Genomic DNA, 21,036 nt, shown 5'->3' on the forward strand with positions numbered 1-21,036 from the left:
ATTCACAATTTGAACTAACGATAATGAAATCATTGATTGAAGAATTAACATTTTAACAATGATTACAACAATGTTAACTTTAGCCTCGTTGGTCGCACTGGTGGTAAGCCTCTCACCAAGCCTATTGTCAGTATGATATGGACGTTCGACCATCTCCAAAATGAATAGACACCCAATTTGGTGCCCTTTTTTCGCCCGTGAAGGTATTCTTCGCGGGCTTTTTTCTATCTGCCGTATTTCTCCTACTCAATTCCCAGTTTTGGCGCACCCTCCTTAATCAACAGGCATAAAAAAGCCAACCCATTAATAGGTTGGCAAATAGAGCAACAAGGTTGACGCTGACTGCTCACTAACGTCGTGCTTGTATCGGATGCACTCTGGTTAATCACTCGTCCTAGTGACTAACACGGAATCTTTGTCGTCAGAGGTTATGACTTGGTTGCCTCTGTCTTCTGGCATTTGATCTTTACCAGTTGAGCTTGTTGTTCTTTGATGTGTTTAACAATGCGTTCATCGCGTTCATCAATAGCGTCCATGTTCATTTGTTGGATGTCCGCAACCGCCTCATGCTTCATTGTTGTAAATTCTTGACGTAAATCCGCACTCCACTCTTCTTTGTCTAGAGTGTTAGCAGCAGCGATTGGTGATGACATTACAGCAATAAGACCTAGAGTAGATAGAAATACGCTTTGCATAATAAGCTCCTTAGGGATTAGCAGTTCATTGGGTTGCATTCTATACATTGCACATAGGATGCCAACTTTTTAAACCTTTAATATCAACAACTTAAACAAAAGTTTATTTTTCTACCATCTGCTCAATGGCGAATTTCACACACACAGTGTTAAATTAACCAACGACATTTATGAATACTTAACCATTCACTCAATTTATATTATAGATAGTCCATTTTAGTTCGCTTAAGGCACAAAAAAGCAGCCCGAAGGCTGCTTTAGATTTTCGCTTTAGGTGAAACTAGCTTTGCGTGCTTTCGTTACCGACAGTGTTTGATGACTGTGATTTGAACTTACCTATCAAACGACCAAAGAATCGTTTAACAATGCGGAAGATGTTTTTAATATCCTCTAGCATCAGGTACAAACAAGGCACCAGAATCAAGGTAAGGACAGTTGCAAACAGAACGGCAAAACCAAGCGCGACCGCCATCGGGATAACAAAACGCGCCTGCAAGCTGGTTTCAAACATGATAGGAAGTACACCAGCGAAGGTGGTAATAGACGTCAGCGTGATCGCTCGAAAACGTGCACAGCCAGCTTCAACAACCGCTTGCTTAATGCTCATGCCTTTTTCTCGCACTTGGTTAACGTAATCTGTCATCACCAAGGAATCGTTGATAACCACACCCGCTGCCGCAATTAAACCAAATGTCGACATCATGCTGATGTCCATATCCAGCCAGAAGTGTCCCCAAATCGCTCCCGTTAAGCTAAACGGAATCACCGACATGACGATCAGCGGTTGGGTGTAGCTCTTAAGCGGCACGGCCAGCAAGATGTATACGATGATCATGCCTGCAATGAAGAACATGATTTGCTCGTTACGCTGCGCTGCTTGCTCTTCGATGTCACCACCCAATTCCGTTTTCACACTTGGGAAGGCTTGCTTCATGTCCGGTAAGATGTTGTCGTCGATAACTTTCACGACTTCTTGAGGTTCAACCAACTCTTCATCTATAGAGCCATAGACATAAACGGTTTGATAACCGCCTTCACGTCGAATGGTACTCACACCCGGTTGCTCGTTGATTTTCACCACATCACCAAGCATTACCTTCTTGCCTGCTGGTGTGGTAATCACAGCGTAACGTAGTGATGAGAAGGCTTCACGCGTCAATTGCGGGTAACGCACCATAACCTTAATTTCTTCGCCATCACGAATAATGCGCTGCGCTTCGCCGCCGTAGAAGCTGCCACCCACTTGCTCTGCGATCATGGTGAGATCCAAGCCCAAATCATAAGCAACAGGAGCTAGTGATAGCAGTACCTCTTTACTACCAGAATCGATAGAGGAAGAGATATCGTACAGACCTTCCTCTTGCTGAAGTCGACCAATCAGGTAGCGACCTGCTTCGTTTAGCTCGTTAATGTCCGAACCAAACAGCAAGTAACCAAATTCATCACGGTCACCGCCACCTGCACTTTGCTCACGGATCTTAAAGCTCTTCATGCCCGGAATAACTGGCATTGCCTCACGCCAGCGACGTGCAAGTTCAAAGGTATTGAATGGGCGCAGTTCTTCATCCACAAGCGGTACAAGAATACGACCTTCAGTACGGCTTCGGTTATAAGAAAGCACATCACGAATCATCCCCTGACCATGCTCATCAATGATCTGGTTTTCGATTTTCTGCATCACGCCTTCAATGGTTTTTAACGCATTGATGGTTTGCTCGCTCGATACCGTGTCATTCATCTCAATCGTAATCGCCGGATAATCCGTTGGTACTTTCGGGTTTGGAATCACACGCACGTAGTTTGAGCTAACCAAAGCAGCGCTGATCAACAACAGACCACAGAAGAAGGCAAACACGGTCCAACGCCAATGGGTACAAGCTTTAACAAAGCTACGGTAAGGGCCATTAACAAAGCCGAAGAAACGCTTGTTGAAATTATCACGCCAACCGCCTGCTTTGATTGGCGTAAAGTTAGTGTGGGCTAAGTGAGCCGGCAAGATCAGCTTAGATTCAATCAAGCTAAAGATAAGACACAGGATCACCACACCCGCAATGCCATAGAAAAAGGCACTATCAATCCCACTTGAGAGTAGGAATGGAGCAAACACCGCTATCGTGGTTAACACACCAAAGGTAGCAGGAGTCGCGACACGCTTAACACCCGTCACAACGTTCTCAACACCACCGCCTTTCTCTTCGATCTCACTGTAGGCACTTTCCCCGGTTACGATGGCGTCATCCACCACGATACCGAGCACCATGATAAAGGCGAACAAAGACACAATGTTCACGGTGATACCCAGCATTGGCATCATCATTACAGCGCCTAAGAAACACACTGGTAGCCCCAACATTACCCACATTGCTAAGCGGAAACGAAGGAATACCGAGAGCATGATGGCCACCAAAGCAGCACCTTGAAGAAGGTTTTTCAGCATCATGTCGAGACGACCATTTAGGTAGTAGGTCATATCAACGAGAACTTTCAGTTGAATGTCATCAGGTAAGGTTTTGTTCTTTGCTTCGATGTAGTTACGAACGGATTCAGCAACTGGGATGATGTTTTGATCACGCGTGGCTTGAACCGCCATGTAGATCGCGTTTTGACCCGAGTATTCGAAGTAACGATCTTCTTCGGTGAAGCCGTCTTTAATCGTTGCGATGTCTTGTAACAGAACTTTTGCACCGTTTGCGCCAAGCTTAACAGGGATATTGCGGAACTCATCACCACGGTAGTATTGGTTCTCAATACGTACTGCGATCATGCCTGCGTTGGTTTTTACTTCACCTGCAGAAAAGTTCGCTGAATAACGACGAATCGCGTTGCTCACATCACTTAGCGTTAAGTCATATTTACGAAGAATCAGCGGATCGACTTCGATAGCAATCTCTTCTTCTGGTGCATTGAGATCCACCAGCATGACATTTTTCAGTTGGAGTAATTCGTCTTCGACTTGTTTCGCAATAGGTTTGAGCTCTTCCAGTGGTCTATCGCCCACCAAGCCCATTTCTATCACCTCCTGTCGCCATTCAACCTGATAAACGTTGATGGGTTCCATGCCTGCCGGCAAATTGGATAAGGTGTCTACCCGTTGCTTTACATCGTCCAATACACGTTTGATGTCGGCATTCACATCTACTTCTATCGATACATAAGCGCTGCCTCGAGAAGCTCGTGCCACGGTCTTTTTGATGCCAGTGACGTCTTTGATCGATTCTTCAACTTTAACCAAGATACTCTCTTCAATCTCTTGCGGAGAGGCACCAGGGTAAGCCGCTCGAATGTTGATGTAGTTAACTTCAACGTTCGGGAACATTTGTCGTTGAATGAACATGAAGCTCACGATACCCATCACGATGATGAACACCATCATTAGGTTCGCGGCGACAGAGTTATTCGCAAAATAGGCAATGATGCCCTTTTGTTGATTCTCTTCCATGATTGACTCCTACTTACTGTACGACGGTTTCGGAGTCGTCATTCTTTTTTGCGACTTGGACAGCCATGCCTTTTTGCGGGTACTCAGGTAACGTCAGAACCAGCTTATCTGATTGCTCAAGACCTTCCCCAACAAGTAGGAACTCACCTTCTGCACGAAGTACGTTGACCGTTCTAGGTTGCAGTTCGTTTTCGCCATTCACGACCCAAACGGTGCGGTTCTTAACTAGCTCCTGAGGGAGACGATAAATGTGCTTGAGTTCTTTGCCGGTAAAGCTCACTTCAACGTATGAACCAAACTTAATCGGTGGCTGATTGTTGTCTAGACCATATGGGTCACGAACTTGAATCACCATATTGATCATGCGCGTCGCGCTGTCGATCATGCCGAGATCGCGAACGACTTTGCCTTCACGAGTCGTCGATAGAATGCCTTGCTGCGTCACAGTTGCACGTAGCTCTTTCAAAGATTCAGGAAGGAATGCGCTGTCAAAACCAGCGATAGGAACGTGGATCTCCGCCACTTCGATATTGTTCAAGGTTGCAACTCGAGAGCCGGAAGAGACAAACTGCCCCACACCGATATCACGCTCAACAACAAGTGCATCGTATGGCGCAATCACTTTACAGTTTTCTAGGTCACGGTTAGCTCGCTTCAACGCAGCTTGTGCAGACTTAACTTGCGCCTGAGCACTCAAGACATGGGGCTTACGTAGGTAAAGGTCTGTGACTTGTTTGTCGCTTAACTTTTTCGCTTGGCGTTTTGCGACTTCCGCTTTGGCTTGTTCCTCGATCAACGCAGCACGTGCACTTGCCAAGCCCGCTTCTGCTTGTAGAACGGCCGCTTCGTAGTTATCACTTTCAATCGTGAATAACACTTCACCACGCTTTACGATTCCACCCGTCACAAAATTTGGGTGCCAACTGATCACTTCGCCGCTAACTTGCGCTGCTAGGTGCGTTTTTTCGAATGGACGCATTTCACCGTGACTGGTGATAACAACTTTGTGATCGGTAGGAAAAAGTGAAGAAGTTTGTACTGTGGGTTCAGTAATGGTGTCTTTGATTGACTCTTTTTCGGGCGCAGTAGCGGCAATCGCGGCATAACCCGCATAAGAACCACCAACTACGACGAAGGGTAAAAGCCAACGTAATACTGGTTTTGCTAACATCAAAAATCCTTTTTTATTTTTGTATTCTCCTGTTCATCCCCGTCAGGCCTTCGCCTTAGAGCTGAATTAACAAACGGAACGTTCGATAACCCAATCTCCTACTCCCCGTGGACAAACAGTGAGTGTTTGCATCTGAAATAGACAACTTTATAAGAGCGCCGTGCTTCTGCTGTGTTTCGCGATTATCAATCACAAAAGAACTATCCATGGCAAGTTAATAAAATTAACAAAAACTTAACCATCTCCGCAAGTTACGACCTCTCACGCTCACTGTTTATACGCAATCGTCATGCCAAACGCTTACTCCTTAAATATCAACAAGTTAGGTTAAATTGGCAATTTCTCTCAGTGCAGTGTTGGTAATTACCACCAGATATTAGTGATATTGACCATTTCTGAGCGAAACATAAGTAAAAAACATGATATTGTCCGCCCGAATAATATGCTTTCCAAAAACCATATCGAGTCATTCCGATTCGGTTGCTTTATTGAGAAATCTGCGACTTGGCTACGATCACTCTCGTTACCCAGATTCAAAGCTTGATATATAATCAAAGAGTTACGTTGTGTATTAACAAGGAAGTGTGCATTGCTACGTTCTCTCTCCAAAGCCTTACTCGGTTCAATGCTTGTACTTGTCTCGGCTTGTTCCTCAATTCAGCCAAGAGATCCAAGTGAGAAATCCACCAGTTTTCAGTTCGGGTATCAAAGCGACTCATCGTTGGCAGAGTTCTTTGAAAGTTACGATAAAGCCCCTAACTCAGACACTGGTTTTTACCCTCTTAATCAGGGAAACGACGCGCTATTAGCTCGAATCGCACTGATTGAATCTGCCGAAAAAAGCCTAGATTTGCAGTACTACATCTATCGCAGTGACGAGACCAGTCAACTGATGACGTGGCGTTTGTATGAAGCAGCACAACGTGGCGTACGCGTTCGCCTGCTTCTAGATGACATGCAAAAGCGAAATGATGCAGGAATGGCAGAGTTGAACGCTCACCCAAACATCGAAATCCGACTGTTTAACCCGCACCAATATAGAGATGCACGTGTATTTGCACTGGCAAGTGATTTTGACCGCCTTAATCGTCGCATGCACAACAAGGCTCTGATTTCCGATAGTGTGTCTGCCATTGTCGGCGGCAGAAACATTGGCAATGAATACTTCTCTTTCGAGTCCAATGTCGAGTTTGGTGATTTCGATTTGATGCTATATGGCGAGGCCGTGACGCAAACTGCTGACCAATTCGATTTGTATTGGAATAGTCTCTATGCCATCCCAATGGAATGGATTGTGCCTGAGTCTGAAAAAGTGGCAGACGATGCGATTCAAGCGCAAGTGAAAAAGCTAAAATTGGAAGAGAAGTTTTCTACCGGTCCCTATAACTTCAAAGAGTTAGACCTGTACGAGGAGCTCCAACAAGGCAAACTGAAACTGTATTGGGGACAAGGCCAAGTGTGGTTCGATTTACCCGACAAAATTGCCACTCAAGAAAGCCAACTGGTTGCGAACTTAGGTGAACTCCTTGAGAGCGTTGAAGATTCTTTTGTTCTAATTTCCCCTTACTTTGTGCCGACAGAATCCGGAACAAAAGCTCTGACTGATGCGGCAAAACGAGGGATAGATATCACCATCGTGACCAATAGCTTGGCATCAAACGATGTATTTGCTGTCCACGGTTGGTACGCCAAGTACCGAGAAGATTTGGTTAAAGCGGGCATTAAACTATGGGAAGTAAAAGCCAGCGCGAAAATCAAAAGCAAATGGAGCTTAACCGGTAGCAGCCGAGCGAGCCTGCACGCCAAAGCCATGATGATCGATGGGAAAACCTTGTTTGTAGGTTCGATGAACTGGGATCCACGTTCGGCTGAGCTTAATACAGAGATGGGCGTAGTTATAGAGCAACCAGAGTACGTGCAAAAACAACAAACCGTTTTGCCAGAGCAGTTGAAAGAAAATGCCTATCAACTCATCATCAAAGATGGTGATATCGCATGGATTGATCAAGCAACAGGCGAAGAATTTGATTCAGAGCCAGAAGCCAGCGTGTGGAGAAAAATGGGGGCTTGGCTCTCAGGCATTCTGCCAATCGAGGATCAACTCTAGCTTCCCTGCGAGGATAAAGTCAACAAAACTAAATCCAAACGCTATTCAGGCACTGAGTAGCGTTTTTTACACATAAGAAAGGAATCGCAATGTCAGTAACATGGAACGATTACTATCAAAAGGTTGCGAGCCAACCTCACCGACCAAACGTAGAACGTGCCGCCAACCTGCTTACGCTCGACAACAAAATAGCCATTGATGCAGGATGCGGTACCGGTCGAGATTCCAACTACCTCCTCAATCAAGGCTTTACGGTTTACGCGTTTGACACTCATCAAGATGCGGTGGAAACTTGCTTGACGCGTTTCGAAGGCAATCCTAACTTTTCCATATCGCAGTCTTGCTTTAGTGACTTTGATTACCCGCCATGCAGCTTGTTCATTGCCAGTGCGAGTTTGTTCTTTTGCCCTAGTGAACACTTCGAAAGTGTGTGGCAAAGAATCGACTCAGCCTTAGTCTCCGGTGGTGTTTTTTGTGGGGATTTACTGGGCGTGAAAGACTCTTGGGTCAAAGCCAAAACGCATCCAGACATCAGTGCGTTCACCAGAGAGCAAGTCGAAGCATTGTTTGAAGGATATGACATTCTCCACTTCCATGAGCGGGATGAAGATGGCAGCACTGCTCTCGGCAATGCAAAACATTGGCACATGTTCAGCGTCACTGCGGTCAAACGTTAATTCGTTACTCTTAATTCGTTATTAAAAGGAGTGTTATGTACCATTTCCAAGGCGTCACATTAAGACGAGCCGTTCCGGAAGAAGCGAAAACGCTCTATAAGCTCATCACCGAGGATGAACGCTGGGCGCAATTCAATGGTCCTTACTTCCCTTATCAAACACCGACATTAGAAGGCTTTCGTAACCACACCTTTCAACGCCTACTAAAAGGCAAAGACATGTTATTGATTGAGTTCGAAGGTAAGCCCGTTGGCTCAGTGAGTTGGTATTGGGAATGTGAGAGCACTCGCTGGCTTGAAGCTGGCATCGTCATTTACGATTCGAACTATTGGGATAAAGGGTTGGGCTTTTGTGCGCTAGTTCCATGGATTAGTCATATATTCGAAACCCAAGACATAGCACGAGTGGGTTTAACAACCTGGTCTGGTAACCCAAGAATGATGCGATGTGCAGAAAAGCTTGGCATGCAACAGGAAGCGCGGATTCGTAAAGTGCGTTACTACCAAGGCGAGTACTACGACTCCATCAAATACGGCGTATTAAGAGAAGAATGGCAAACGCTGATCCAACGACTCTATAGCCAAGAACAATTGGCGTAAATCATCGTAGTTAATGAAAAGGCTTGGCAACGCGCCAAGCTTTTTTAGTTGGGTTACTTGGATATAGGGTAAACCACTCTAAAACGTTCAAGCACCAATAAACGTTGCTCATGCCAGTCGATGCCAAGCTCTTCACATTCCGCTTTAAAGAATTTAGTGTGCGCTTCTCGCCACCAAGCTATTGTGCGGTCGCCTTCCCCTTCAGCTTGGGCAAACTCTTCACTCACGTCCGAATATCGGCAGGTACTGACGTCTGTGATTTGAATAATACAAACAGGTTCGCCGTCCCAATTGGTCACAACTTGTAAGTGCCCCACTTGGGGCATCACCTCTCCGTGTTCGCTGTACCAGAGCTCCATACTGCAAGAGGCCGTTTTCTGGCCGATTCTCACCAGCTCAGCACAAGTATTAGCGTTGTACTCGTCAGCACAATAATAATCAGCGCTAACGGAGGGAATCGCTGCTTGCTCTTGTTGAGAGAGCGTCTCCATATATTGGTTGAGATAAGCTTGTGCTTTGGCGTCCATACTTCTGTTCCTTGGTTCTGCTTTTCCTTCGCTTTACTAACCGGAAAGAGTATCCATTCATCATCAAAAGAACAAGATATAAGCCCATCAGAACGCTTTATAAAACAAGCATTTTTCATCTGATTTTTGCTAAACCTTGTCTGTATTTGCTATGGTTTCAGAGATTCATCCATTCTCGACGCAAAAGGACGTTCTATGCGCTTAATCATCGGCATCTTCTTCGCTGCTCTGCTCTCCTTTCCAACTCTTGCATCCGAAGAAAAGTATTCAGAATCCGACCTTTTAGACAGACCATTAATGGAGCGTTATATCCTTGATGAGTTGAAATCGCTGCGTCAGGAACAACAGGATTTAGAACGAAGAATGATTGTTGAAATCACCGACCGTGAGTTAACGGTGGCTGATAAATCTTTGAACTACGCTAACGTGACGGTTACCTACTTCTTCTACATCATTGCGGGTGTCGCTTCACTTATTGCTTTTGTTGGTTGGCAATCTCTGCGCGAGTTTAAGCACAACACCAAAGAGATGGCAGACAAGCGATTAGAAAAGATCGCTCAGGAATATGAGAAAAAGTTCGTGGCGTTGGAGCGTGACTTGAAACGTAAAACCCGCATCATCAGCGAGAACAACAAAGAGATTGAGAAGATCAACGAAATCCATAACTTATGGCTTCGTGCACAAAGCTCACAAACTCCGGAACAACGCATCGATATCTACGATGAAATTTTGCTTGTTCGCCCTGGTGATTTAGAAGCGCTGACTTACAAAGCCGACGCCGCTATGGAGATCAAAGAGTACCACTGGGCACTTAGCTTATGTAACAGAGTTCTGGAAGTGGACGATTCGAACGGCCCAGCCCTTTACCAACGCGCTTGTGCCTACTCTCGTTTAGGGATTGAAGAGCAAGCGATTGAAGACTTAGAGCGTGCGATTGATACCAGCCCTTCTATTCGCGATCTGTTAGCGGAAGAACAAGATCTCGAACTTCTTCACGGCAATGAGCGCTTTGATCAGCTCTTAGCAAGCAGCACGCCTGAGTCTCAAGCATGAGCAGCCACTTTAACCTCGAAGATGCCAGCCAAGTTTTGGTTGGCGCTTTTGCTCTCGCCGTCCCAATTTCTTTCTCGGAAGAAGCGTGGCGCTTGGGTGAAAGCTTGCCGATGTTGAATTTGCTGATGCTATTCAGCTTGTCGGTACTCTTCTTAGGTTTTTTCGCTTATCAAAGCGTATTTCAAAGCAACATAAAAACGCGCGTTGCCGTTTTCATCTTTCGTGTGGTAATTGCCTACTTCATCGCCGCTGTGGTGGTGGCTTTAGTGCTATTCTGCATCAACAAACTTCCTTTATTCACCGACCCACTAATTGCCCTCAAACGGGTGATTGTGATTACTATGCCCGCTTCAATGGGCGCGATTGTGGTGGATAGTTTCGATAAGGAATAACCAGCTCAGCCGTTGTTAGGGCTCTTGTTCGTCGAGAGTCAGATTCGAACCAGCATGATCTTTACCGAGCACATCTTCTGGGTTTCTTAATGCACAAGTTTCTAGTGAGAGACACCCGCAACCAATACAACCACCCAAATCGTTTTGTAGCGCTTTGAGCTTTTGAATCTTTTGTTCTAACTGCTCATGCCAATGGCTGGCCATGGTTTCCCATTGCTGCTTGTTTGGCGCTTGATGCTTGGGCAGTTCTTCTAATGCCACTTTGATCTCTTCTAACGACAATCCAACTTGCTGCGCTGCTTTGATCACAGCCACACGGCGAAGCACGCTGCGATGGTAGCGACGTTGATTACCTTGATTTCTCCAGCTTGAAATCAATCCCTTCTGCTCATAAAAGTGCAGCGCCGATACCTTCACTCCAGAGCGCTTTGCCACCTCGCCTACGCTGATTTCCATTTCTGACCTCTTCTTTAAAAAAACGCTTTACCTCAAGTTTACTTGAGGTTCTAAAGTTACACCACGTTAACAAATTAAGCAGATAAAAACGATGAAAAATAAAACGCTGCCCTACTTGGCTGGGCGATTCTTCGATAGCATTTCTTCCGGATTATTCATGATGGCACTTCCATGGGTAATGTTGGCTGAACCGGGAATGGGAACCTTTGTTGCTTTGGTCTCACTCTCTTGTACTGCGGTTTCTTTCTTGGCTACGCCTTTCTTCTCCACTCTTATCGACCGCCATTCAAGAAAGCAGTTACTCTTGCTCAATCAGTGGTTACAAGCTGGTATGGCGTTCATCATTTTTGTCGCGTACTGGTTTGAGCTTGGCTCACATTGGTTGTTAGCGTTTGCACAATTGGTCTATTGGGTATCCAGTAACTTCGCATGGACAACCAATAATGCTTTCACCCAAGAGAACTACCAACGCCATGAATACGCCAAAATTTCCGGACAACAAGAAATCGTGATGCAATCGACCACGCTGGGCGCAGGCGCGCTAGGTATCGTGTTGTTAGAGATGTGGGGAATGAGGGAATTTGCTTTGTTTGCTGCCTCCGCTTCTTCTATCGCCGCCCTTTTCTATATGGCCACGCCGTACGTGCAACAAATCAGAGACGCTCACGCTGTTGCCTTTATGTCGCAGTTAAAAGAGAGCAATCAAATCTTTGCTAAAGAACCGACCTTTTACGCTTTCATTTTGCTGTCTTGTTTGTCCTATCCCATTCTGACTTACCTTGGAAAATTGGTGCCTATTTGGTTCTCGGAACAAGGTATCTCGGGTGATTGGTACGCAGGGTTTAATATTAGCTTTGGCTTGGGTTCATTACTGACCGGACTTATCGTTACCAAGGTACTGAATCAGTTTGGTCACACCAGCATTATTGTCGTGTCGATGAGCGTGCTAGTGATTGCTTTAATTGGCATGAGCTTATCCGCACATCCACTGACCATTCTGATGTTTACTGCACTCTTTGGCACATTTAACGCGTTGAATCGAATCGCAAGAATCAATTGGATGCACCACACCGTCTCTGTCCACCAACGAGGACGAGTCGATGGCGGAATCAGCATGTTCGCCACTACCGTGCAATCTTTAAGTTATGTTGTTATTGCGATATTGAGCCACTATGGCTTGACCGAGTATGGCTTCATTCTGGCGGCTGGCACCATGGCGATGGCAGTCTGTGTGATGTGGTATTTGAATCATAAAATGAATGGCGATGGTCAACTTGCCACAAGCCAATAACAAAAAGCCCAGCAATCGCTGGGCTTTTGGCTTCCAAAGGGAGGAATTAGAATTCGTAGTATAGGCGAACACGCGCACCGAAATCGTCTTCTTCAGCAAAGGCAGTTGCATCCGATTGCTGCGTCAGCTTGTTGTCGACCATAGTGTAGTAAGTACCTAGTAGGATTGAGAAATCCTGAACTTCTAGCACATCACGGAATGCGTAAGAAGCGTACCAAGTTGATACATTTACGTCGCCTTCCGCCCAATCTTTGCTTTGGTATTCGTTTGAAGAATAGATGTAACCAAGACCTAGATTGTTCCACAATGCATTGGCACCAACGGACATGTTATTTTCGTCAACCGCATCTAGGTATGCAACACTTGTATTCACAGACCAATCACCGCTTGTCCAGTTACCTGTTAAGCCGTAACCAGTACGATCAGAAACGTCGATATCACCAGCTACAATCGCGTCAGAAACTAGGTTAGTCTCCATCGATGCTGCGACTGTGAAATCACCCATTTGATACGCGACAACTGGACGCACCAAAAATGAGTCTTTAACTTCCGTGATTTCCTTTCCGTGGTAACGACGACCTTGGTTGTCTCCAAGATCTTTAAATAGGTCAGAACGGTCACCCAACATCGCACCAACTTCTACGTAAAGGTTGCCGAATGTTTGGTTGTACATGATCTGACCATCAGAACCACGACCGCGCGCTTCTTTCATTTGGTAAGAGTATGCCGCACCGTCTGCATATAGGTCATTCGCAGTGTCACCTGAATACTCAAGGAATACGTCTAGGCCCACAGGGAACATATCATAAGCTTCGAAGCGACCCGCTTTAATCGCCCAACCGTCTTTCTTACCAAATTCAAAGTACGCGTCATCCAGTGCGATGTTGCCTGTACTTTCAAAAAGAGGCTGTGCTTTTACACCCACATAGTGACCGTTGCTGGTGTACTTCTCACCCGCAAACTCGATAAGTACGCGACCGTCTTGGTTGAACTCGCTGTCGTCATTGGCGTTTGATTCACGATCTTCAAAGTTGAAGTTTAGCTCTACGTTACCGCCAACCGAGAAGTTACCTTCTTCGTTGTCAACGATGCTGATACCTGCAGTTGCAGTCATTGCTGTTGATACCAAAACAGCCGCTAGCGAAAGCTTAAAAGTGTTGTTCATGTGAACCCCTATATTTGTATTTTTTAATAGTTTGCCCGCCTTAAAGGAGGGTTTATGTGTAGCTATGGACAAAAAAGAACTGCTAATTAACTGGCCGATCATTAGCAGTGGACGGGGCTAATTTTTGATCAACAAAATCAGCAAAACAATATTGCTAAACCGTTTTTGCTAGACGAGATCACGATTTTAGATCTTTGGTTATTTGCCTTTAATTACAGCAACTTAAATATAAAAAATTATAATTATCGGATTTTAAAGCAATTTTTTGATTGAAATTGACAGAAATCAAACTCATTCATATGAGCATTGTGACATGACAGATATCACAAAATTTATGAATCAATTTCATTACTAAATAGCAGGCACAAAAAAGGCCACCAAGTTGGTGGCCAAAAACCAATCCGAAACTGCTAGCAGTAAGAGATCGGGGACAAGTAATGCAGTGTTGCTTGAGCCTGTTTGAGCTCGATGTTGCACAGACCATCAATAAAGATCCGCGAGGTGAAAACCGTCTTACCGCTGTCGGCAAAAATCTCGATGGCAGAGTTATCCACGAAGATACTAATACGCTGTGCTTGTTCAAGTCGCTTGGCATAACGAACGGTACCAAACGCCTCAGCATGCAAATGAGAAACATGAGTTCGATCTAGGGTGAACTCATGTTGATCGCCGCTAAATACCATTCGCTCACCTTTCTGATTGGACAGAACCAAAGAAAAAGCGCCATCAACATGAAGATCGACCTCAAATGCTTGAGAATCCAACGAATGTGAACCGTCGACTTCAACAGAGTCTTTACGTAACGCTTCCAATTCTTGTAATGGGCTTTGAATGAGGTAATCCCCTTCAATAGTCAAGACACGAGGTAGCGTCAGCATATGCGCCCAGCGGTTCTTATCGGTTGGGTATTCACTCTTCGAGTTGCCCAACCAACCAATCAGAATACGTCGCTGCTGATCATCGAGATAGGTCTGAGGAGCGTAGAAATCAAAGCCTTTATCCAACTCTCGATAACCCTGATTAGGAAAGACTTTGTTTTCAAAATCAATGCGCTCGCCCACCATGTAAACCACAGAGAAAACGTTCTTCAGGTCATATTTACTCTCCGAGCTTACGCCTTGAGGGGAGAAGATAAATACGCCGTTTTCATCTTGTTCGTAATAGTTAGGGCATTCCCACATATAACCGAAGTCACCCAGACCCACATCAATATTGCCTTGATAGTGGTAATCATCGATATCGGAACCGTGATAATAAGCAAGCTTGCCTTTTTCATCATGCCCTTGAGCACCTATCAGCATGTGGTAACCGTCGTCGCGAGTGACTAATACTGGATCACGGAATTCTTGCGTGTACGCATCGGAATTGAACTCAACCACAACGCCTTTTTTCTCGATCTTGCCTTGCTTATCCATCACCGCGAGCGCTTGTGTTGGCAACCCTTTCCCTTCTTCATTCAGAAGGTTGGCGGTGTAGAACAAGTACAATTCGTCATTGTGAGGAACCCCCACACCTGTATAACAACCGTGATGGTCGTAATCTTGGTCTGGATACATCGCAATGCCACGATCGTTAAAGTTAACGAAGTCTTTGGTCGATACGTGATACCAATGCTTCAAACCGTGCACGGGGCCTAGTGGAAACCACTGATAGAAAATATGATGCTCGCCATTAAAGTAGCTCAGACCATTTGGGTCATTCACTAAACCATGATGCGGGGCAATGTGGTAGCTCGGATAAAACGGGTCTGTTTTCGTTTTATGCTTAATGTCTGCCAAATATTCCGCGCTCACCTCATCGATTCTCACAAATCGATTTTGGCGATTAGAAAAATCCATAACGACTCCAAAAAGAGAAAGCACTCCCGCTAAACAACGGGAGTGAAAAGAATTACTTTGGTTCTTTGTAGAACAGTTTTGTTAGAGCGAACGCCGACACTGCGCCCACCAGCATGACAAGCATGTACATGCCTAGACCACCGCCGAGGTACAACAACATACCTGGTAGCATGGTCGCGCCTGTACCCGCAGAGCCGATGCCTGCAATCGCACCAAGACAGCCACCAATCGCACCACCGACACAGCCGTATAGGAAAGGCTTAACGCGAGGAAGCGTAATCGCAAACATGGCAGGCTCTGTGATACCAAATAGCGCAGGAAGTGCGGCGCCAAACATGCCAGAGCGTTTTACTTTGTCTGTTTGCATAGTCATGACCGCCATCGCAGCGCCAAACTGACCAGCAATCGCCGCTGTACCAAGTGGGTTGATGTAGTCGAAGCCAGTGTCTGTCACCATCGCAATCGTGATTGGAACGATGGTGTGGTGCATGCCAGTCACGGCCATAAATTGAATAGCACCACCGTAAATCAAACCGCCAATACCGTAAGGAATTTGCAGGAAGTAAAGCACCGCCTCAGTAATCAGTTTCTCAATACCAAGCAGCAATGGGCCTACGAACACCAAGCCAGCAATCAGAGACACCAACAAGGTAATGAAAGGTGTGAGGATTAAGTCCAACACTTCTGGAATGTGTTTACGCGAAGTGCGCTCTACCATCGCCGCGAACCAACCCATAAATACCGCAGGAAGAATCGAGCTTTGCAGACCGGTAACTGCGATATCAAAGCCCATAAACGGAATGATCATGGCTTCCGCGTTGCCAAAGGCTACATCCCACTTACTCGCCAATTGCGGTGCAACTAGCATCAGGCCGAGCACAATGCCGAGAACTGGGTTACCACCAAACACGCGCATCGCTGACCAAGTCACCAAAACTGGGATAAAGATAAATGCCGTGTCGGTCAGAACTTGCGAAAGCGTGTTTAACTGTGGCGATAGCTCCATGCCAAAACCGTTGACGAGCAAACCACGTAAGCCCATCAAAAGACCAGTAGCAACCAGTGCTGGGATAATGGCAACAAAGATATCAGAGAAGGTACGCGTTACCGCTTGAAAGGTGCTGACTTTGTCTTTCTTCTCTTCGGTTTGTGGCGCTTCTTCAATCGCTTCATTGCCTTGCATAATGGCAAATACTTTACCCACAAAACCGGTACCTAAGATCACTTGGTGCTGTCCGTTTTGGAAGAAGTAACCGTGTACCCCTTCTGTCGCGCTGAGTCCTTCCGCGTCTACTAGTCCATCGTCCTTGGCCACAACACGCAGTCGTGTTGCACAGTGATTAAGTTGTGCGATGTTGCCCTCACCACCTAGCAAGGACATCACTTTACTCGCTACAACTTTCGCATCTCGCGCCATAATTTTTGTCTCCAAAGAGTGCAAAGAAATAACAACCTGTATTCAACTTGTATTTATCGTAATACAGGTTAGATACAGGTTGTATTTTTCATTCTCGTTTTTTGTCACACGTCACACTTGTTATTGATTCAAAATGCATGGAGTTGCTTAGTTATTAAACCTATAAATAAAAAAATAGCCCACATCGGTGGGCTATTTTTCAATTCGTTCAATATTCGTTTAATTCAAGGTCTTTAAACTCGTGCGGTGATTTCAAAATCGTACAAACTCGACTTGTAGTAAACGATGGAATACTCGTATATCCCTTGTTCTTCATAGAAGTTCTGAGATTGGTTGATCAAGATAGGATCCAGCTTATCAACCACCAACAGTTTCTGTGCCGCATCATCCGGTAAGGCAGGGATCAATTTCTGCTGCGTTTTCACCATCTCAATGCCATGACGACTTAAGTATTCGAACTTTGAGCCTTCAAGATCTTGCTGCGTTAAGTTAGGCAAAAGAACACGAGGAATATAGAACTCCTCATAAGAGACAACCTGATCATTAATCAGACGTAAACGACGAGCAAAATTCACTGGCTCACCTTGAACTATATTGAGTTTTTCAGCGACTAACTCGTCTGCAGGAACCACTTCAAACGCATCAACAATGTTCTTAGCTTCTAACCCTGAGCCTGCCGCTTCTTGAGCAAAGCCAGACATGGACAAGAAATCATGACGCAATTTGTTGGATTTAACGAACGTCCCTTTGCCTTTTTCTGAGAAGGTGTAGCCCAAATCATTAAGCTGTTGAAGCGCTTTACGAACCGTCACTCGACTGACTTTGAGTAACTCCACCAGTTGATTTTCCGATGGAAGCTTACTGCCTGCAGAGTAAGTACCTTTGTCAATTTCGCGCTTTAATTCATCCGCGACTTGAATGTACAGCGGCTGCAAACTTTTTTGATCAAATAGCTCAGTCATAATTCCGTGAAAACTAAGGGGTTACCAACTCATCTTACTCAAGCTGAGGGTAATTACCAACTATTGTTAAAAGGCGTAAGAATTGGATAAGCTAGCTTCTAGCTCAAACGAAACAACAGGAAACCGCAGTGAATTTAAGACAATTGGAAGTCTTTTACGCCATCATGCAGACCGGAACTGTTTCTGGTGCCGCGCGCCTATTGCATGTATCGCAACCTAATGTCACTCGGGTACTTGCCCATACGGAACAACAACTTAGCTTTGCCCTGTTTGAGCGTGTCAAAGGCCGCTTAGTACCGACCCAAGAAGCCAAAGCCCTACTGCCAGAAGCAGAGAAAGTCTACCAACAGCTTGGGCAATTTCGCTCCCTCACCAATAAGGTGAAGCAAGGTACTCAGCACTTGAGAGTCGGAGCGCCGCCTGTCTTAGCTTCCCAACTGCTTGCTCCAACGGTTGCGACACTATCGAACCAACAAGGCATCTCATTTGAACTATTAACGGCAAACCGTGATGAGCTGTGTTCAGGCTTACTTAAGCACGAATTGGATGTAGCGATTGCCTTTGGTGAAGAAGCGCCACCCGCGATTTTGAGTGAGGTTTTACTCAAGCAGCAACTTGTTCTGATTGCACCAAAAGAAGCGCTCAATTCGACTGACGACGCGATATCGTTTGATGATTTGATTCAGCACGAATTGCCAATCATCGGCTTGGACAGTCGCGACCCACTCGGTTTATTGCTACATCAAACACTCTCTGCGCGTGATGAACATTATAACCATGCGATCACAGTGCGCAGTTGCGCCGCTGCCGCCGAGCTAGTCAAGCATCATGCGGGGTTTGCGATTGTCGACCCATGGACAGCAAAACAGTATCAAGATGACGAATCAGTAAGCGTGCGCTCACTTTCTCCGGCGCTGTCATTTTCTATTTCTATCTTGTTTGCGGAGCACACACCGCAATCCATATCGACCAAGCTTTTTATTGAGTCGTTAAAGCAGCATGTTAATCAGTAAGTTAGCACTAACTCCCGCCTATAACCTCAAGTTATAGGCGCACAACAAATAGGCATTCGGCTTCCCTCTTCAAACTGGCTACATTGTCTGAAAACGTACGAATGACAGAGGGAACCATCATGCAAATTGCTCAACCTTACCTACTTTTTCTTGGCGACGTCACCGATCCATTAGCCGCAAAAACTGCACGCGGTATCCATCAATGGCGACCGGAGATTTGCTTAGGTCAGCTTCGTCTTACGTCAGAAACCGTTTCATTAGGTTTAACCGACATGACGCTGCAACAAGCTCAGCAGCAAGGAGCAAAAACGCTCGTCATCGGTACAGCAAACCCTGGTGGTGTTATTCCTGAATCATGGCAGGCGACGTTACTGGAAGCGGCGGAAATGGGTTTTGAAATTGCCTCAGGTATGCACCAACGTCTTTCTGAATTTGCGCCTTTGAATGACTTACAGCAACGTGGCTTAACCAAGTTACACGATGTACGCCATTATGATGAACCGCTGAAAGTGGGCAATGGTAAAGCGCGCTCGGGTAAACGCTTACTAACGGTTGGTACCGACTGCTCGGTTGGAAAAATGTTCTCAGCCCTCGCGATTGAGAAAGCCTTACAGCAATCGGGTTGTAAAGCTGAGTTCAAGGCCACAGGTCAAACGGGCATCTTAGTCGCGGGCTGTGGTATTTCGATTGATGCGGTTGTCGCGGACTTTATCTCTGGTGCGGTGGAAGCCATTAGCCCAGAGTTTACTGACCACGAATGGGACATCATTGAAGGACAAGGTTCACTGTTCAATCCCTCTTTTGCTGGCGTGAGTTTAGGCTTGCTTCACGGCGCACAAGCAGACGCTTTGGTATTGTGTCACGAGATCGGTCGCCCGCACATTCGCAACCTTCCTCATGCTAAGTTGCCAACGATTGAACAAACCATCGAAGCGAATTTACAAGCTGCACGTTTAACAAACTCTGACACACGTCTTGTCGGAATCTGCTTGAATACTTCTGCAATCAGTGAAGATGATGCCGCACAGCTTTGCCAAGACTGGACTGAGAAATACCAAGTACCTGTCACCGATCCTGTGCGTTTTGGCGTAGAGCAAATTGCTCAACACATTATTGCGATTTAAGGATTGTAGACGCGATGAAAATTCATGTAGAGCCCGTCACCATTGCGATGGCGACGCCTTTCCGTATATCACGTGGCAGCAGAACCGAATGCCACGTGGTACGAGTAACCATAGAGCAGAACGGCATCAGTGCCCAAGGTGAATGTACGCCTTATCCCCGTTACGGCGAGTCGGTAGAATCGGTGATCAAAGCCATTTCTCAAGCCGCCCATGAACTGCAAGGTTTGTTTGCCAAAGGCGATGCGAACATAGTCTCCCTTAGAGAAAAGCTGCAAACCCTTCTCCCTGGTGGTGCGGCACGTAATGCACTCGACTGCGCGATGTGGAACTTACAAGCTAAGCTAGCGGGCAAGCAACACACTCAAGATTTATTTGAACTGCCAGCATCGATTGTCACTGCGATGACCGTGTCGATTAACACGCCAGAGGCAATGGCAAACCAGACCCGTAGTTACATCGAACAAGGCGCAAAACTACTTAAAGTGAAGCTCGATGGCGAACAAGTGATTGAACGTGTTCGCGCAGTTCGTGAAGCGGCAGGCGATGCGATGATCGTGCTGGATGCGAACGAAGCATGGCAAGAGCTGGATTTAGACGCCACCTTTGCCGCGCTAGCGCCACTGAATATTGCGATGATTGAGCAGCCTTTACCCTCGAATGACGATGAAAAGCTAAAAGACATTTCGCACCCTATTCCACTTTGTGCCGATGAAAGTTGCCATACGCGCCAACAATTGCATGAATTGGTAGGCAAATACGAAATGGTCAACATCAAGCTCGACAAGACAGGTGGTCTAACCGAAGCCTTATTGCTTGCAGAAGAAGCGAAACGCCTTGGCTTTACCTTGATGTCTGGTTGCATGTTAGGCACTTCACTAGCGATGCGAGCAGCTCTACCCATCGCTGTTCAATCGAAAGTGGTCGACTTAGATGGTCCGGTTTTACTGGGTCAGGATGTTGAGCCTGCTTTGGTATATCGAGAAGGTGAAATCGTCCTGTAAAGGGTCAGGGATCACCCCATCACCCATTTCATGACCTAGATTAAAAAACAATCACCGTCAGCATGAAATAAGTCACATAAATTACGGGGTTATTACGGCATGCTAATAA

The 21,036-nt window shown here is 45.9% G+C and carries 18 protein-coding genes; 9 read left to right on the forward strand and 9 right to left on the reverse strand.

Features of this window, described 5'->3' with window-relative positions; genetic code table 11:
* Positions 1-428: 428 nt before the first annotated feature.
* The 3 genes from VCHENC03_RS11250 to VCHENC03_RS11240 form a co-directional block, all read right to left on the reverse strand.
* On the reverse strand, positions 429-695 hold the full coding sequence (locus VCHENC03_RS11250; protein WP_005429553.1) for a hypothetical protein: 267 nt from the start codon (positions 693-695) through the stop codon (positions 429-431).
* Positions 696-975: 280 nt separating this feature from the next.
* Positions 976-4,134: an efflux RND transporter permease subunit gene (locus tag VCHENC03_RS11245; protein WP_009706354.1), complete on the reverse strand. Its 3,159-nt coding sequence runs from the start codon at positions 4,132-4,134 to the stop codon at positions 976-978.
* 13 nt (positions 4,135-4,147) lie between these two features.
* Positions 4,148-5,305 (reverse strand): efflux RND transporter periplasmic adaptor subunit, encoded by a 1,158-nt coding sequence (locus VCHENC03_RS11240; protein WP_009706355.1) that lies wholly within the window; start codon positions 5,303-5,305, stop codon positions 4,148-4,150.
* Between the two features lie 589 nt (positions 5,306-5,894).
* Here VCHENC03_RS11240 and VCHENC03_RS11235 point away from each other — a divergent pair.
* The 3 genes from VCHENC03_RS11235 to VCHENC03_RS11225 all read left to right on the forward strand — a co-directional run bounded on the left by VCHENC03_RS11235 (position 5,895) and on the right by VCHENC03_RS11225 (position 8,688).
* Positions 5,895-7,412, forward strand: coding sequence for a phospholipase D family protein (locus VCHENC03_RS11235; protein WP_009706356.1), 1,518 nt, complete (start codon positions 5,895-5,897; stop codon positions 7,410-7,412).
* 89 nt (positions 7,413-7,501) lie between these two features.
* Positions 7,502-8,089 (forward strand): class I SAM-dependent methyltransferase, encoded by a 588-nt coding sequence (locus VCHENC03_RS11230; protein ID WP_009706357.1) that lies wholly within the window; start codon positions 7,502-7,504, stop codon positions 8,087-8,089.
* 35 nt (positions 8,090-8,124) lie between these two features.
* Entirely contained in the window at positions 8,125-8,688 is a 564-nt protein-coding gene (locus VCHENC03_RS11225) for a GNAT family N-acetyltransferase (protein ID WP_009706358.1), read from the forward strand.
* 53 nt (positions 8,689-8,741) lie between these two features.
* Here VCHENC03_RS11225 and VCHENC03_RS11220 read toward each other — a convergent pair whose 3' ends face one another.
* A complete protein-coding gene (locus VCHENC03_RS11220; protein WP_009706359.1) occupies positions 8,742-9,215 on the reverse strand; it encodes an ASCH domain-containing protein in 474 nt (157 codons plus the stop codon).
* 195 nt (positions 9,216-9,410) lie between these two features.
* On the opposite strand from VCHENC03_RS11220, the gene VCHENC03_RS11215 reads away from it, so the two are divergent.
* Both VCHENC03_RS11215 and VCHENC03_RS11210 read left to right on the forward strand, forming a co-directional pair.
* Complete coding sequence (locus VCHENC03_RS11215) at positions 9,411-10,268, forward strand: tetratricopeptide repeat protein (RefSeq protein ID WP_009706360.1); 858 nt, start codon at positions 9,411-9,413, stop codon at positions 10,266-10,268.
* A complete protein-coding gene (locus VCHENC03_RS11210) occupies positions 10,265-10,660 on the forward strand; it encodes a DUF2391 family protein (RefSeq protein ID WP_005441475.1) in 396 nt (131 codons plus the stop codon). Before VCHENC03_RS11215 ends, VCHENC03_RS11210 begins: the two co-directional genes overlap by 4 nt.
* Before the next feature lie 15 nt (positions 10,661-10,675).
* On the opposite strand, the gene soxR is transcribed toward VCHENC03_RS11210, so the two are convergent.
* Positions 10,676-11,116, reverse strand: coding sequence for a redox-sensitive transcriptional activator SoxR (soxR, locus tag VCHENC03_RS11205; RefSeq protein WP_009706361.1), 441 nt, complete (start codon positions 11,114-11,116; stop codon positions 10,676-10,678).
* Positions 11,117-11,207: 91 nt separating this feature from the next.
* Between soxR and VCHENC03_RS11200 the strand changes: the two genes are divergently transcribed.
* Positions 11,208-12,407, forward strand: a complete 1,200-nt coding sequence (locus VCHENC03_RS11200; protein WP_009706362.1) for an MFS transporter — start codon at positions 11,208-11,210, stop codon at positions 12,405-12,407.
* 46 nt (positions 12,408-12,453) lie between these two features.
* On the opposite strand, the gene VCHENC03_RS11195 is transcribed toward VCHENC03_RS11200, so the two are convergent.
* From VCHENC03_RS11195 to VCHENC03_RS11180, 4 genes are all read right to left on the reverse strand, one after another.
* Positions 12,454-13,572, reverse strand: a complete 1,119-nt coding sequence (locus VCHENC03_RS11195) for a carbohydrate porin (protein WP_009706363.1) — start codon at positions 13,570-13,572, stop codon at positions 12,454-12,456.
* Positions 13,573-13,982: 410 nt separating this feature from the next.
* Positions 13,983-15,410 carry a sucrose-6-phosphate hydrolase gene (locus tag VCHENC03_RS11190; protein WP_009706364.1) on the reverse strand — a complete coding sequence of 476 codons (1,428 nt, stop codon included), beginning with the start codon at positions 15,408-15,410 and terminating at the stop codon, positions 13,983-13,985.
* Positions 15,411-15,462: 52 nt separating this feature from the next.
* A complete protein-coding gene (locus VCHENC03_RS11185) occupies positions 15,463-16,827 on the reverse strand; it encodes a PTS transporter subunit EIIC (RefSeq protein WP_009706365.1) in 1,365 nt (454 codons plus the stop codon).
* Positions 16,828-17,060: 233 nt separating this feature from the next.
* Positions 17,061-17,789, reverse strand: a complete 729-nt coding sequence (locus VCHENC03_RS11180; protein WP_009706366.1) for a GntR family transcriptional regulator — start codon at positions 17,787-17,789, stop codon at positions 17,061-17,063.
* Between the two features lie 128 nt (positions 17,790-17,917).
* Here VCHENC03_RS11180 and VCHENC03_RS11175 point away from each other — a divergent pair, with 128 nt between their 5' ends.
* The 3 genes from VCHENC03_RS11175 (at position 17,918) to dgcA (ending at position 20,927) form a co-directional block, all read left to right on the forward strand.
* Positions 17,918-18,802, forward strand: a complete 885-nt coding sequence (locus tag VCHENC03_RS11175; RefSeq protein ID WP_009706367.1) for a LysR family transcriptional regulator — start codon at positions 17,918-17,920, stop codon at positions 18,800-18,802.
* Between the two features lie 119 nt (positions 18,803-18,921).
* Positions 18,922-19,926, forward strand: coding sequence for an N-acetyltransferase DgcN (gene dgcN / locus VCHENC03_RS11170; protein WP_009706368.1), 1,005 nt, complete (start codon positions 18,922-18,924; stop codon positions 19,924-19,926).
* Positions 19,927-19,940: 14 nt separating this feature from the next.
* Positions 19,941-20,927, forward strand: a complete 987-nt coding sequence (dgcA, locus tag VCHENC03_RS11165; protein ID WP_009706369.1) for an N-acetyl-D-Glu racemase DgcA — start codon at positions 19,941-19,943, stop codon at positions 20,925-20,927.
* The last annotated feature ends 109 nt before the right edge of the window (positions 20,928-21,036 follow it).

The organism is Vibrio sp. HENC-03, from assembly GCF_000305755.2.
Lineage (GTDB): Bacteria > Pseudomonadota > Gammaproteobacteria > Enterobacterales > Vibrionaceae > Vibrio > Vibrio owensii.

Excerpts from the sequence above, each read along its gene's own strand:
- VCHENC03_RS11250 (WP_005429553.1), bottom strand. The coding sequence starts at position 695 with ATGCAAAGCGTATTTCTATCTACTCTAGGTCTTATTGCTGTAATGTCA.
- VCHENC03_RS11245 (WP_009706354.1), bottom strand. The coding sequence starts at position 4,134 with ATGGAAGAGAATCAACAAAAGGGCATCATTGCCTATTTTGCGAATAAC.
- VCHENC03_RS11240 (WP_009706355.1), bottom strand. The coding sequence starts at position 5,305 with ATGTTAGCAAAACCAGTATTACGTTGGCTTTTACCCTTCGTCGTAGTT.
- VCHENC03_RS11230 (WP_009706357.1), top strand. The coding sequence starts at position 7,502 with ATGTCAGTAACATGGAACGATTACTATCAAAAGGTTGCGAGCCAACCT.
- VCHENC03_RS11225 (WP_009706358.1), top strand. The coding sequence starts at position 8,125 with ATGTACCATTTCCAAGGCGTCACATTAAGACGAGCCGTTCCGGAAGAA.
- VCHENC03_RS11220 (WP_009706359.1), bottom strand. The coding sequence starts at position 9,215 with ATGGACGCCAAAGCACAAGCTTATCTCAACCAATATATGGAGACGCTC.
- VCHENC03_RS11215 (WP_009706360.1), top strand. The coding sequence starts at position 9,411 with ATGCGCTTAATCATCGGCATCTTCTTCGCTGCTCTGCTCTCCTTTCCA.
- VCHENC03_RS11210 (WP_005441475.1), top strand. The coding sequence starts at position 10,265 with ATGAGCAGCCACTTTAACCTCGAAGATGCCAGCCAAGTTTTGGTTGGC.
- soxR (WP_009706361.1), bottom strand. The coding sequence starts at position 11,116 with ATGGAAATCAGCGTAGGCGAGGTGGCAAAGCGCTCTGGAGTGAAGGTA.
- VCHENC03_RS11200 (WP_009706362.1), top strand. The coding sequence starts at position 11,208 with ATGAAAAATAAAACGCTGCCCTACTTGGCTGGGCGATTCTTCGATAGC.
- VCHENC03_RS11195 (WP_009706363.1), bottom strand. The coding sequence starts at position 13,572 with ATGAACAACACTTTTAAGCTTTCGCTAGCGGCTGTTTTGGTATCAACA.
- VCHENC03_RS11190 (WP_009706364.1), bottom strand. The coding sequence starts at position 15,410 with ATGGATTTTTCTAATCGCCAAAATCGATTTGTGAGAATCGATGAGGTG.
- VCHENC03_RS11185 (WP_009706365.1), bottom strand. The coding sequence starts at position 16,827 with ATGGCGCGAGATGCGAAAGTTGTAGCGAGTAAAGTGATGTCCTTGCTA.
- VCHENC03_RS11180 (WP_009706366.1), bottom strand. The coding sequence starts at position 17,789 with ATGACTGAGCTATTTGATCAAAAAAGTTTGCAGCCGCTGTACATTCAA.
- dgcN (WP_009706368.1), top strand. The coding sequence starts at position 18,922 with ATGCAAATTGCTCAACCTTACCTACTTTTTCTTGGCGACGTCACCGAT.
- dgcA (WP_009706369.1), top strand. The coding sequence starts at position 19,941 with ATGAAAATTCATGTAGAGCCCGTCACCATTGCGATGGCGACGCCTTTC.